The sequence below is a fragment of the Agrobacterium tumefaciens genome, assembly GCA_025560025.1.
In the GTDB taxonomy this organism is placed as follows: domain Bacteria; phylum Pseudomonadota; class Alphaproteobacteria; order Rhizobiales; family Rhizobiaceae; genus Agrobacterium.
Map to the genome: position 1 here is coordinate 2,708,895 of CP048485.1, position 13,194 is coordinate 2,722,088.

12 protein-coding genes and 1 tRNA gene are annotated in these 13,194 nt (G+C 59.0%); 8 read left to right on the forward strand and 5 right to left on the reverse strand.

The genetic code is table 11. The annotated features are described in order from the left end of the window. Positions 1-6: 6 nt before the first annotated feature. The 3 genes from FY152_13045 to FY152_13055 all read left to right on the forward strand — a co-directional run bounded on the left by FY152_13045 (position 7) and on the right by FY152_13055 (position 2,442). Positions 7-1,512, forward strand: a complete 1,506-nt coding sequence (locus FY152_13045) for a tripartite tricarboxylate transporter permease (protein UXS32976.1) — start codon at positions 7-9, stop codon at positions 1,510-1,512. 152 nt (positions 1,513-1,664) lie between these two features. After that, positions 1,665-1,877, forward strand: coding sequence for a protein SlyX (locus tag FY152_13050; GenBank protein ID UXS32977.1), 213 nt, complete (start codon positions 1,665-1,667; stop codon positions 1,875-1,877). A 13-nt stretch (positions 1,878-1,890) separates the two neighbouring features. Further along, the gene (locus tag FY152_13055; GenBank protein UXS32978.1) at positions 1,891-2,442 is read left to right on the forward strand and encodes a DUF924 family protein; all 552 of its coding nucleotides are present in this window, start codon (positions 1,891-1,893) and stop codon (positions 2,440-2,442) included. A 67-nt stretch (positions 2,443-2,509) separates the two neighbouring features. Here FY152_13055 and dnaJ read toward each other — a convergent pair whose 3' ends face one another. From dnaJ to FY152_13080, 5 genes are all read right to left on the reverse strand, one after another. Next, a complete protein-coding gene (gene dnaJ / locus FY152_13060; GenBank protein UXS32979.1) occupies positions 2,510-3,643 on the reverse strand; it encodes a molecular chaperone DnaJ in 1,134 nt (377 codons plus the stop codon). A 90-nt stretch (positions 3,644-3,733) separates the two neighbouring features. After that, the gene (gene dnaK / locus FY152_13065) at positions 3,734-5,635 is read right to left on the reverse strand and encodes a molecular chaperone DnaK (protein UXS32980.1); all 1,902 of its coding nucleotides are present in this window, start codon (positions 5,633-5,635) and stop codon (positions 3,734-3,736) included. Positions 5,636-5,979: 344 nt separating this feature from the next. Continuing rightward, positions 5,980-6,885 carry an alpha/beta fold hydrolase gene (locus FY152_13070; protein UXS32981.1) on the reverse strand — a complete coding sequence of 302 codons (906 nt, stop codon included), beginning with the start codon at positions 6,883-6,885 and terminating at the stop codon, positions 5,980-5,982. A 64-nt stretch (positions 6,886-6,949) separates the two neighbouring features. Next, positions 6,950-7,588 (reverse strand): DUF2239 family protein, encoded by a 639-nt coding sequence (locus FY152_13075; protein ID UXS32982.1) that lies wholly within the window; start codon positions 7,586-7,588, stop codon positions 6,950-6,952. Positions 7,589-7,931: 343 nt separating this feature from the next. After that, positions 7,932-8,021: transfer RNA gene (locus FY152_13080), tRNA-Ser, on the reverse strand. 220 nt (positions 8,022-8,241) lie between these two features. Between FY152_13080 and FY152_13085 the strand changes: the two genes are divergently transcribed. From FY152_13085 to FY152_13105, 5 genes are all read left to right on the forward strand, one after another. Next, complete coding sequence (locus tag FY152_13085) at positions 8,242-8,559, forward strand: hypothetical protein (protein ID UXS32983.1); 318 nt, start codon at positions 8,242-8,244, stop codon at positions 8,557-8,559. Between the two features lie 76 nt (positions 8,560-8,635). After that, the gene (msrA, locus tag FY152_13090) at positions 8,636-9,286 is read left to right on the forward strand and encodes a peptide-methionine (S)-S-oxide reductase MsrA (protein UXS32984.1); all 651 of its coding nucleotides are present in this window, start codon (positions 8,636-8,638) and stop codon (positions 9,284-9,286) included. Positions 9,287-9,500: 214 nt separating this feature from the next. Then, the gene (locus FY152_13095; GenBank protein UXS32985.1) at positions 9,501-10,493 is read left to right on the forward strand and encodes a BMP family ABC transporter substrate-binding protein; all 993 of its coding nucleotides are present in this window, start codon (positions 9,501-9,503) and stop codon (positions 10,491-10,493) included. 82 nt (positions 10,494-10,575) lie between these two features. Further along, a complete protein-coding gene (locus FY152_13100) occupies positions 10,576-12,081 on the forward strand; it encodes an ABC transporter ATP-binding protein (protein UXS33283.1) in 1,506 nt (501 codons plus the stop codon). Positions 12,082-12,088: 7 nt separating this feature from the next. After that, positions 12,089-13,192 carry an ABC transporter permease gene (locus FY152_13105; GenBank protein UXS32986.1) on the forward strand — a complete coding sequence of 368 codons (1,104 nt, stop codon included), beginning with the start codon at positions 12,089-12,091 and terminating at the stop codon, positions 13,190-13,192. Positions 13,193-13,194: the final 2 nt, after the last annotated feature.

Below are 13,194 nucleotides of genomic sequence, written 5' to 3' on the forward strand. Positions count from 1 at the left end.
GCTGCGATGGATTTGCTCGATAATCTTGCTCTCGGTTTCGTCACCGCCTCGTCGCTGGCAAACCTGTTCTTCTGCCTGATCGGCGTGCTGCTCGGCACCCTGATCGGCGTGCTGCCCGGCATCGGCGCGACGGCGACTATCGCCATGCTGCTGCCGATCACCTTCCAGCTCGAACCCGTCTCATCGCTGATCATGCTCGCCGGCATTTATTATGGCGCGCAATATGGCGGCTCCACCACGGCCATCCTGATCAATATGCCCGGCGAATCGTCTTCTGCCGTTACCGCCATCGATGGTTACCAGATGGCGCGCAAGGGCAAGGCGGGTGCTGCACTTGCGATCGCCGCCATCGGTTCGTTCTTTGCCGGCACGGTGTCCACCTTTCTCGTGGCAATCTTCGCCCCGCCTCTGACGGCGATAGCGCTGGAATTCGGTGCGGCGGAATATTTCTCGCTGATGGTCGTCGGCCTTGTTTCGTCGATCGCACTTGCCCATGGCTCCATCGTCAAGGCGCTGGCCATGGTGGTGCTCGGCCTGCTGCTTGGCCTGGTCGGCACGGATATCTATAGCGGCACGCCGCGCTTCACCCTCGGCATCCGTGAATATGCCGATGGCCTGAACTTCGTTGCGGTCGCTGTTGGCGTCTTCGGCATCGCTGAAATCTTGCGCAATCTCGAGAATGAACGCACCCGGTCGGTGCTGATTGCCAAGGTCAGCAGCCTGATGCCGTCGAAGGAGGATTTCAAGCGTATGATCGGCCCGGTGCTGCGCGGCACGGCCATCGGTTCCGCACTCGGCATCCTGCCGGGCGGCGGCGCAATCCTCGCTGCCTTTGCATCCTACACCGTGGAGAAACGCGTCTCCAAGAACCCGGAGGAATTCGGGCATGGCGCGGTTGCCGGTGTGGCCGGTCCGGAATCCGCCAACAATGCTGGCGCCCAGACCTCCTTCATCCCGCTGCTCACCCTTGGCATCCCCGCCAACCCGGTCATGGCGCTGATGATCGGTGCCATGATCATTCAGGGTATCGTGCCGGGCCCCAACGTCGCGACCGAGCAGCCAGCGCTGTTTTGGGGTATCATCGCGTCCATGTGGATCGGTAATCTGATGCTCGTCATCCTGAACCTGCCCTTGATCGGGCTGTGGGTGAAGCTGTTGACGGTGCCCTATTACGTGCTGTTCCCCATCATCATGGCCTTCTGCGCCATCGGGGTTTACAGCGTCAATTCCAACGTCTTCGATCTCTATGCCGTCGCCTTTTTCGGTTTCATCGGTTACGTTCTGGTGAAATTGCGCTGCGAGCCGGCACCGCTGCTTCTGGGTTTCGTGCTGGGCCCGCTGCTGGAAGAGAACCTGCGCCGCGCCATGATCCTGTCGCGTGGCGATCCGATGACCTTCGTCACGCGTCCGATCAGCGCCACCCTGCTTTTTATTGCGCTTGCGGTGTTGATCGTCGTCTTCCTGCCAAGCGTGAAGAAAAAGCGTGAAGAAGTCTTCGTCGAAGAGGACTGAGCAAAATCAGGAAAAATTCAGACGCCGGTGATAGAAACGTCGCCGGCGTTTTTCGTTGAGTCGATCAATATGACGAATCCGGTTCACGAAAGCGGCGTATGGTTGACTTGAAGCCCGTAAGGCACAAGGAAGGGCGGGAAAGAGAGGTCGATATGACGTCGGAAACCGAAAAACGGATCATCGCGCTTGAGGAAACGATCGCGCATCAGGCCAAGGCCGTGGAAGAACTGTCCGATCAGCTGGCGGAGCAGTGGAAGGTGGTGGAACAGACCCGCGCCAAGCTCGACCGCTTGACGGAGAGGTTTCTGAGCCTGGAGGAGCAATCGCTGGACGCGCCTGCAATCACCCGTCCGCCGCATTACTGACAGGGAAGACCCAATGAAAAAAGACACAGCCGCACTTGCCGCCGATATCGTGGCTTTCTGGAGGAAGGCTGGGCCTGACAAATGGTTCGACAAGGATGCCGCCTTCGACAACCACTTCCACGACCGTTTCCGCGACGCCCATTTTGCCGCCGCAAGGCGTGAGCTGGATGATTGGCTGGAGAAGGCGGAAAGCAGTCTGGCGCTGATGCTTCTGCTGGATCAGTTTCCGCGCAACTGCTTTCGCGGCACTGCGCATATGTATGCGACCGATCCGCTGGCGCGGTTATTCGCCGACGAGGCGATCCGCCGGGGCCACGATCAGGCGCTGGGCGAGGATTTGCGCGTCTTTTTTTATCTGCCCTTTTCTCATGCGGAAGACCTCAAGGATCAGGAGCGTGCCTGCACTCTCAACCAGCCGCTTGGCGGGCTTTATCTGCACCATGCCGAAGAGCATCGCGATATCGTCCAGCGCTTCGGCCGTTTTCCGCACCGCAACGACATATTGGTGCGGGAAACGACGCCGGAGGAACGGCTATATCTTGATGAAGGCGGTTTTTCCGGCTGAGCCCGAAATGAAAACGCCGCCTGTCCCGAAAGACGGCGGCGTTTGTCATGATGAGTAACGACGATAATCAGCCGTCGAAGAATTCCTTCATCCGGGCGAAGAAGCCGGTCGATTCCGGATTGTTCTCCTTGGAGGATAGCTGCTCGAACTCCTGCAACAGCTCGCGCTGACGTTTGCTGAGTTTCTGCGGCGTCTCGATCTGGATCTGGATATAGAGATCGCCCGTCTGCGCCGAACGCAGCACCGGCATGCCCTTACCCTTCAGACGGAACTGCTTGCCCGGCTGGGTGCCTTCCGGAACCGTGACGCGCGACTTGGTGCCGTCGAGCGTCGTGACATCGAAAGTGCCGCCAAGTGCCGCCGTGGTCATGGAAATCGGTACGGTGCAATAAAGATCGGCGCTGTCGCGCTGGAAGAACTCATGCGGCCGGACCGACAGGAAGATATAAAGATCGCCCGCCGGGCCACCGCGCATGCCGGCCTCACCTTCGCCCTGCAGGCGAATGCGGGTGCCATCCTCGATGCCCGAGGGAATGTTGACCGAGAGCGAACGCTCTTCCGTCACACGGCCCTGGCCGTGGCACTTGCCGCAGGGGTCGGAAATCGTCTGTCCACGACCATGGCAGGTCGGGCAGGTGCGCTCCACCGAGAAGAAGCCCTGCGCCGCGCGCACGCGGCCGGACCCCTGACAGGTGGCGCAGGTCTTGGGCTGCGTGCCGGGTTTGGCGCCCGAGCCGGAACAGACGTCGCAGGTGATCGAGGTCGGAACCCTGATCTGCGCCGTCTTGCCGGCAAAGGCTTCCTCCAGCGTGATTTCCATGTTGTAGCGAAGGTCGGCGCCGCGCTCACGCCCGCCGGAAGAGCGGCGTGCGCGTCCACCACCCATCATCTCGCCGAAAATGTCCTCGAAGATATCGGAGAAGCCGCCATTGGCGAAACCGCCGCCGCCCATGCCACCGCCGCCCATGCCGCCATTTTCAAATGCGGCGTGGCCGAAACGATCATAGGCCGCGCGCTTCTGCGGGTCCTTCAGCGTTTCGTATGCTTCGTTGATTTCCTTGAATTTCTGCTCGGATTCGGCGTTATCCGGGTTCTTGTCCGGATGGTATTTCATCGCGAGTTTGCGGAAGGCGCTTTTCAGCTCTTTTTCGTCCGCGGTCTTGCTGACGCCAAGTGTTTCGTAAAAGTCTGCTTTCGCCATTAAGATAACAAGCCCCGCAAATGGATTTCCGGCTGCACGTCGGCAGCCGGATGTCTTGCATATGGTGTGAGGAGTAGGGAAGCCACGCGATTATGCGGACTTCTTGTCGTCCTTGATTTCTTCATAGTCGGCATCGACGACGTCGTCCTTGCCGCCTTCAGAAGCGTCGCCGGCCTCGGCCTGCTGCGCTTCATAGATGGCCTGACCGAGCTTCATGGAGACTTCCATGAGGGTCTGGGTCTTCGCCTGAATGTCGTCGGCGTCAGGTTCGGAAGCTTCAACCGCCGTCTTCAGGCTGGCAATGGCGTCTTCGATGGCCTTGCGGTCCGTCTCGGAAACCTTGTCGCCATATTCCTTCACCGACTTCTCGGTGGAGTGAATGAGGCTTTCGGCCTGATTCTTGGCCTCGACACCCGCACGACGCTTCTTGTCGGCTTCGGCGTTGGCTTCAGCGTCCTTGACCATCTTTTCGATGTCGGCGTCGGAAAGACCACCGGAGGCCTGGATGCGGATCTGCTGTTCCTTACCCGTACCCTTGTCCTTGGCGGAAACCTGCACGATGCCGTTGGCGTCGATATCGAAGGTCACTTCGATCTGCGGAACGCCACGCGGCGACGGCGGCAGGCCGACGAGGTCGAACTGGCCGAGCAGCTTGTTATCCTGCGCCATTTCGCGCTCGCCCTGCGAAACGCGGATGGTCACGGCCGACTGGTTGTCTTCGGCGGTCGAGAAGGTCTGGCTCTTCTTGGTCGGGATTGTCGTGTTGCGATCGATCAGACGGGTGAAGACGCCACCGAGCGTTTCGATACCGAGCGACAGCGGGGTCACGTCGAGCAGCAGAACGTCCTTGACGTCGCCCTGCAGAACGCCGGCCTGAATAGCGGCGCCCATGGCGACCACTTCATCCGGGTTCACGCCCTTGTGCGGCTCCTTGCCGAACAGCTGCTTGACGACTTCCTGCACCTTCGGCATGCGGCTCATACCACCAACGAGAACGACTTCATCGATCTCGGAAGCGGAAACGCCGGCATCCTTCAGCGCTGCCTTGCACGGTGCGACCGTGCGCTGCACCAGATCGTCCACCAGGCTTTCGAACTTGGCGCGGGTCAGCTTCAGCGTCAGGTGCTTCGGACCGGAAGCATCGGCCGTGATGAACGGCAGGTTGATTTCGGTCTGCTGCGAGGACGAAAGTTCGATCTTTGCCTTTTCCGCAGCTTCCTTGAGGCGCTGCAGGGCGAGCTTGTCGTTCTTCAGGTCGATGCCCTGATCCTTCTTGAACTCGCCGGCCAGATATTCGACCAGACGCATGTCGAAGTCTTCACCACCAAGGAAGGTATCGCCGTTGGTGGACTTCACTTCGAAAACGCCGTCGCCGATTTCCAGAACGGAAATATCGAAGGTACCGCCGCCAAGGTCGTAAACGGCGATGGTCTTGCCGTCCTTCTTGTCGAGACCGTAAGCGAGTGCAGCTGCAGTCGGCTCGTTGATGATGCGCAGAACATCAAGGCCGGCGATGCGGCCGGCATCCTTGGTTGCCTGGCGCTGGGCGTCGTTGAAGTAGGCCGGAACGGTGATGACGGCCTTCTCGACCTTTTCGCCGAGATAGGATTCAGCCGTTTCCTTCATCTTCTGAAGGATCATCGCGGAAATCTGCGACGGGGAATAATTCTTGTCCTGCGCCTTCACCCACGCGTCGCCATTGTCGCCCTTGACGATTTCAAAGGGAACGAGGGCCTTGTCCTTTTCAACGGTCGGGTCTTCATAACGACGGCCGATGAGGCGCTTGACCGCAAACAGGGTATTGGTCGGGTTGGTGACCGCCTGGCGCTTGGCCGGCTGGCCGACAAGGCGTTCGCCATCGTCGGAAAATGCCACCATGGACGGCGTGGTGCGCGCGCCTTCCGCGTTTTCAATTACTTTCGTGTCCTTGCCGTCCATCACTGCGACGCAGGAATTGGTCGTGCCAAGGTCGATACCGATTACTTTTGCCATGCTCTTCTCTCCTTGAAGCGAGCCGTCGGAACCCCGTGAGGCATTCCATTGACAACTCCTTGACTTGGATTTGCAGTATTCGCTGCAGTTATGCGGCGTATATAAGGAGCGATTTTTCCTGCTGCAAGGCGCAAGAGAGGGGGAAGCGCAGCAAAAAAGCGCAAGAAACCCCTGTCTGTGCAGAAGCATAGCCATCAAGGCTTGCGGAAGCGGGAAAACGCGACTTGGACATTATGCTGTCCCGCCATCAGATGCGATGGCGGCGGCGGAGAACGAGGTTCGATTCCGAAGCGGGTTTGGACCGCTTTCGCGATTATGGGGCTTATGCTGTGCCGGAAGGGGGCTCACGCCTCGCGAGGCATTCTCTCCTTAATCATGCTGCAAATGGCGTCGATAACCGTCTGGTCAAGTGCGCGCGGCATGTCGTGTCCCATTCCCTTGATCGGCAGATAAATCGCGTCTGGAATCGAAAGCGCCGTATCATAACCGTAGGCCGGCGGGATCAAGGGATCATCCGTTCCATGAATGACGAGCGTCGGCACCGTGATCGTCGCCAGACGTGAGCGCCGGTCCCCAGCCACGGCCATGCCGGCGATCTGCCGTGCCACGCCACCGGGATCATGGTCACGATACACCTCTTCCAGCAAAAGGGAGCGATGGGCGTCTTCGTTGAACGGATAACCCATGCCCGCAATCCGGTGCGCGAAAGCAAGACGTACTGCCAGAAACCCTTCCTGATTAATGGCGGGATCAGGGGCCGGCCGCATCATCATCGCCATGACATCGGGTGCCGCCTGTGGCAGGGCAGGATTGCCGGTGCTCGACATGATCGAGGTCAGGGAAAGGACACGGTCAGCGTGATCGCTAGCAAGAATTTGTGCGATCATGCCGCCCATGGAGCGGCCGACGACATGAGCCCGCGCAATGCCGAGCGCGTCGAGAAGGCCGACGGCGTCCTTCGCCATATCGCTGAGCGAATAGGGGACGTCCGGCCGGCGTCCCGCCATCAATTCGGCCGCAAGGGTGCCGAAATCCGGTGTGGGAGAGGCGCTGAAATGGGTGGAATATCCGGTATCCCTATTGTCGAAGCGGATTACGCGATACCCTCTCGCGGCCAGGTCCTCGCAGAAAGGCTTCGTCCAACGGATCATCTGTGTTCCCAGTCCGGAAATCAGCAGGATCGCCTCATTCGCGGCATCGCCGAAACTGTCCCACGCAAGTTCGATGCCATTGGATTTTGCAATGTTCACGGCTGCCCTCCATCGGCAATCATTGGAACGGCTTTCGTGACGGTGGCGGGAGACAGGGAGCGCGTCACGAATACGCAGGATCGGTCGGGCCGAATGCGAGACGCAGGGCGTAAGTCCTGATATCTGCGGGCCATGAGGCGAGCCGTTCTTCCAGCGCGGGGCGATCATCCGCAAAAAGGGCGCGTGTCGCCTCTTCGTAACCGGGCAGATTTCCCGCGATCGCCTGCATGAATCGATACGCGGCCTCCTGCGCCGCTCGCCTTTGCTGGTGCGAATCCATTGCCTTCCGGGCCTCTTCCACCAGACGCCGTAGAGTGGCAGAAGCGCCGCCGGGCTGGCCTGCCAGCCATTCCCATTGCCGTGGCAGCAACGTCACTTCGCGGGCGACAACTCCGAGTTTCGGCCGGCCGCGGCTTTTCTGATCCCGATCTTCCTCCAAAAGCGTCGCGTCGGAGGTGTCGGCCCTCGGGCGATACCGTCCCGCCAATGTCTTGAGAGGCTGAGACAGCCGTTCAACGACGTCCTTATCGGTACCGCGCAGATCGAGATCGACGACACGGCCCGTCGCATCATCGAACACAAGCACGGCGTCGTCGGTCTCGCCTGATCGGCCAATTGCAATGGCCACTTCGGCCAAAGGGCCGGTGAACAGCAATTTATTGCCGGAAAATGCGGTGCAAGTTTTGCTCGAAGAATTGGACATGTCGCGCTCGCCGAAATGGATGCGCGCTTAATACCCGGGTAAAATACGATTCGTCAATTATACCCGGGTAAAATTAATGCCGTTCGAAAAAGCTCGTCCAGCGAAGGTGGAATTGGAATTTACCATGGTCAGGGATTGGCACGCCGCAGCGCGAGAAACCTGCGCTGACGATTGCCCGTGAACTCTTCGAGGCCGTTCCAGATTATGGCGATGTCCTGATAACGATCCGCGATACCAACGCGTCCCCCCGTCGATGCAGCTGATAGGGACGCGGAAAAGAGCGCAGCCAGCCATGGTGGGCGTCGCGCAGCTGCTCGGTGATTTTTGATGACGCGCGGTGAAATGGCGGACAGGGTGGGATTCGAACCCACGGTACGCTTTCACGCACACACGCGTTCCAGGCGTGCGCCTTAAACCACTCGGCCACCTGTCCTTTTTCAAATCTGCATGTTTTGAAGAATGCAAATCACTGGAACGGCGCGATATATACCGATGAATTCGCAGGGATCAACACGAATCTGACAGTTTTTTGAAATGTCGGCAATTTCCTGCGTTCCGATGCGATTGCAAAGCGGTTTTCCCGCCTTTATCGATGCATTATAGATTTCAAAACATGGCTGCCCGACCGGCGGCTCGTAAGCGAGGTGTCCCCGATGAAAGCTTTTTTGCGGTTTTTGAGCTTTCTTTTCCTCGTGGCGGCGGTTTTTCTGGGTGTGCTCGATTCGGTCCGCTCGGTTTCCACATCCTCGGTCAACATCACCGGCATCCTGTCCGTCTGGAACTATCTTCTTCCTGCCTCGCGCACCATGGTGGAAGCGGCCATGGCTCACTATATTCACCCTGAAGCGTGGCGCTTCGTTGAAAATGCCCTGTCGACGGTGCCGGCATTTGCCGTTTCCCTGGCGCTTTCCCTGCTTTGCTGGATGGCGGGTTACAGGAAACACAAGGCGATGAGGCGTTTGTCGGCCTGACTTTTGTCTGTTGAATTGGGCGCGCCCGCAGATGTGAACCATGAGAAGCGGCGGAACTGGCCGCATGGAGGACCGAATGTTCCTGTTCGATACGCTTTCAAAAAAGACGACGATGCCGACCGAAGAAACCGCTTTGCCCGGACGCGAAGAGGCGCTTGCGGTGCCGGAAAACCATTTCGTCAATGGCCGGCCTTTGAAAGGGCCTTATCCCGATGGTCTTGAAACCATTTATCTCGGCATGGGCTGCTTCTGGGGTGCGGAACGGCTATTCTGGAAAACGCCGGGCGTGTGGGTGACGGCGGTGGGTTATGCTGGCGGCTTTACCCGCAACCCGACATATCAGGAGACGACGACCGGCCAGACGGGCCACGCCGAAGTGGTCAAGGTTGTTTACGATCCGGCTGTCATCTCGCTCTCGGGCCTGCTCAAGATATTCTTCGAGGAGCATGATCCCACTCAGGGAATGCGGCAGGGCAACGATGTCGGCACGACCTATCGTTCCGCCATTTACGCAACGACGGAAGGCCAGTTGCAGCAGGCGCAGAAGGCGCGTGACGCTTTTCAGGACGCCCTGGAGGCGGCAGGCCATGGCGGCGCCATCACCACCGAGATCGGGCCGCTTGAAACATTTTATTACGCGGAAGACTATCATCAGCAATATCTTGCCAAGAACCCGGGTGGCTACTGCGGCCTAAGGGGAACAGGCGTAAGCTGCAATATCGACTAGATTTTTTGCAGCTTTGGCCGGTGGAAAGACTAAAAAAGCGCCAGATTAAAGTTTTTCCACCGGGTCAAAAAAACCGGATGAATTTTTCATTGAGCCATGCAAGGATATGGGCCAAGCACAGCCGGGGAAACGGCTGGCGGTTCCGCAGACATTCCCGGTCAACGGGTTTGCGGGAGGACCCTAATAATATCAATTGCAACAACAGGGCTGCACAATGAAAAAATCCCTTCTGACACTTTTTGCGCTTGCCGCAATGTCGGCTTCTGCGCTCGCGGCGGATATCAAGCCGGCGCTGGTCTATGGCACGGGCGGCAAGTTCGACAAGTCGTTTAACGAAGCCGCTGCGGCCGGCGCTGAAAAGTTCAAGGCAGAAACGGGCATCGAGTTCCGCGATTTTGAACCGACCAGCGACACGCAGGGCGAACAGGCCATCCGCAACTTCGCCAGCAAGGGCTTCAACCCGGTCGTCGCCGTGTCCTTCGCCTGGACCTCGGCCATGGAAAAGGTCGCGGCCGAATTCCCCGATACCAAGTTCGTCATCGTCGATTCCGTCGTCGAACTGCCGAATGTCCGCTCCGTCGTCTACAAGGAGCATGAAGGCTCTTATCTCGTCGGTCTTCTGGCCGGCATGGCCTCCAAGACCGGCAAGGTCGGCTTCATCGGCGGCATGGATATTCCGCTGATCCGTAAGTTCGCCTGTGGTTATGCGCAGGGCGCAAAGGCTGCCAACGACAAGATCGAAGTCTTCCAGAACATGACCGGCACCACGGGTGCTGCCTGGAACGATCCGGTGCGCGGCGGCGAACTCACCAAGAACCAGATCGACCAGGGTGCTGACGTGATTTACGCGGCAGCCGGCGCGACGGGTATCGGTGTGCTGCAGACTGCCGCCGACAACAAGAAGTTCTCGATCGGCGTCGATTCCAACCAGAACCACCTGCATCCCGGTTCGGTTCTGACCTCCATGGTCAAGCGCGTCGATCTGGCCGTCTACAATGCCTATAAGGATGCCAAGGACGACAAGTTCACCCCCGGCATCGTTGCGCTCGGCGTCAAGGAAGATGGCGTCGCCTACGCCCTCGACGACAACAACAAGGCCCTGATCACGCCAGAAATGACCGCCGCCGTGGACAAGGCGAAGGCCGATATCATCTCCGGCGCCGTCAAGGTTCATGACTATATGGCGGATAATTCCTGCCCGAAATGATATGATATGTAACGAGGGCGCATGATGTTTTTCATCTTGCGCCCTTTTCATATCCAGCCTTCGGAAAGGTTTCGGTTTGAGTATGGACCCTGCAATCGAACTGGTGGGCATCGACAAGAAATTCGGTGCCGTTCACGCCAACAAGAATATCAATCTGACCGTCGCCAAGGGCACGATCCACGGCATTATCGGGGAAAACGGTGCCGGGAAATCGACCCTGATGTCGATCCTCTACGGCTTTTACCAGGCGGACGCCGGCGAAATCCGGGTCAATGGTGCGCCGATCGTGATCCGCGACAGCCAGGCCGCGATCAATGCCGGCATCGGCATGGTGCATCAGCATTTCATGCTGGTGGAAAATTTCACCGTGCTGGAAAACGTCATGCTCGGGGCAGAGGGCGGCGCATCGCTCGCCAAGGGCCGGGCGGCGGCCCGCAAGGAATTGCAGCGCCTCGAGGACGATTACGGTCTGGAAGTCGATCCGGATGCGGTCATCGAGGAATTGCCGGTCGGCCTGCAACAGCGCGTCGAAATCCTCAAAGCCATGTATCGTGGCGCCGAAATCCTGATCCTCGATGAGCCGACCGGCGTTCTGACGCCGGCTGAGGCCGATCACCTTTTCAAGATTCTCGGCGTCCTGCGCGAGCAGGGCAAGACCGTCATCCTCATCACCCACAAGCTGCGCGAGATCATGGCGATCACGGATTCCGTCTCCGTCATGCGCCGCGGTGAAATGGTTGCGACCCGCAAGACCTCCGAAACCAGCGTCGAGGAACTGGCCGAACTGATGGTTGGCCGCCGCGTGCTGCTCAGGGTGGAAAAGGGCGAGACGACACCGGGCGATGTTCTGCTCTCCATCCGTAATCTCACTGTCAAGGACAGTCGCGGCGTCACCATGGTGGATGATGTCTCGCTCGATGTTCGCGCCGGTGAAATCGTCGGCATTGCCGGCGTGGCGGGCAATGGCCAGTCTGAACTGCTCGAGGCCATCGCCGGCATCCGCAAGCCCTATTCGGGCGAGATATGGGTGGATGGCCAGAAGGTGGATCGCCCCGATCCGGCCATTCTGCGCAGGCTCGGCCTCGCGCATATCCCGGAAGACCGCCACCATATGGGGCTGGTGCTGAAGTTCGAAGAATATGAAAACTCCATCCTCGGTTATCACCATGATGAGAGATACGGCAAAGGACCGTTCCTCAACCCCGAGGCCATCCGCAGGGATGCGGTCGAAAAGATCGAGAAATACGATATCCGCCCGCCGAACCCGCAGCTGAAGACCGCCAATTTTTCCGGCGGCAACCAGCAGAAGATCGTCGTTGCCCGCGAAATCGAACGTGACCCCAAGATGCTGATCATCGGCCAGCCGACCCGCGGCGTGGATATCGGCGCCATCGAATTCATCCATCGCCGCATCATTGAAATGCGCGATGCCGGTAAGGCGATTTTGCTGGTTTCGGTCGAACTCGATGAAATCCGTTCCCTTTCGGACCGGATCATGGTCATGTTCGCCGGGCGTGTCGTTGGAGAGAAAACGGCGGAAGCCGAAGAACAGACGCTGGGCCTGATGATGGCCGGCATCGCCGCATGAGGCATGAATGAGTACCGCTTCCGTACCCCTACCAAACTGGATCAGCTACGGCCTTTTGCCGTTGCTGAACGTCGTCACCGCCTTTCTGATTTCCGGCCTCGTTGTCTGGTCTATCGGTGAAAACCCGCTGGCAGCACTTCGTCTGCTCATTGAAGGCGCGCTCGGCCGTGGTGATGCCATCGGCTTCACGCTGTTTTACACGACGAGCTTCATCTTCACGGGCCTTTCCGTCGCAGTCGCCTTTCATGCCGGCCTATTCAACATCGGCTCGGAAGGTCAGGCCTATATTGGCGGGCTGGGTGCCGCGCTGGTGGCGCTGGTGCTTGATCGCTACGTGCCATGGTATGTGACGATGCCTTTCGCCGTCATCGGTGCGGCACTTTTCGGCGCGGCCTGGGCCTTCATTCCGGCCTGGCTGCAGGCCAAGCGCGGCAGCCACGTCGTTATCACCACCATCATGTTCAACTTCATCGCGGCTGCGCTGATGGTCTATCTGCTGGTGAATGTGCTGATCGTGCCCGGCAAGATGGCGCCGGAAACGCGCACCTTTCTGCCGGGTGGGCAATTGCCGAAGCTGGACTGGCTGATGGCGCTGTTCGGCCTCAAGCTTGGGCCGGCGCCGTTCAACGTCTCCTTCATCATCGCGCTGGTCATGTGTTTCCTCGTCTGGGTGCTCATCTGGCGCACCAAGCTCGGTTATGAGATGCGCACGCTCGGCATCAGCCCGTCGGCCGCTATCTATGCCGGCATTCCCTATGCACGCACCGTCATCATCGCCATGCTCATTTCCGGCGGCCTGGCGGGCATGATGGCGCTGAACCCGGTCATGGGGGCTTCCGCCCGTCTGCAGGTGGAATTCGTCGGCGGTGCAGGCTTCGTCGGCATCGCCGTGTCGCTGATGGGACGAAGCCATCCGCTCGGCATCATCTTCTCGGCATTGCTGTTCGGCATTCTCTATCAGGGCGGCGCTGACCTTTCCTTCGAGATGCCGAACATTACCCGCGAGATGATCGTGGTGATCCAGGGTCTGGTGATCCTGTTTGCCGGTGCGCTGGAATATATGTACCGGCCGGCGGTCGTCCGCATCTATCAGCGTTTGGCAAAGGGGTGAGC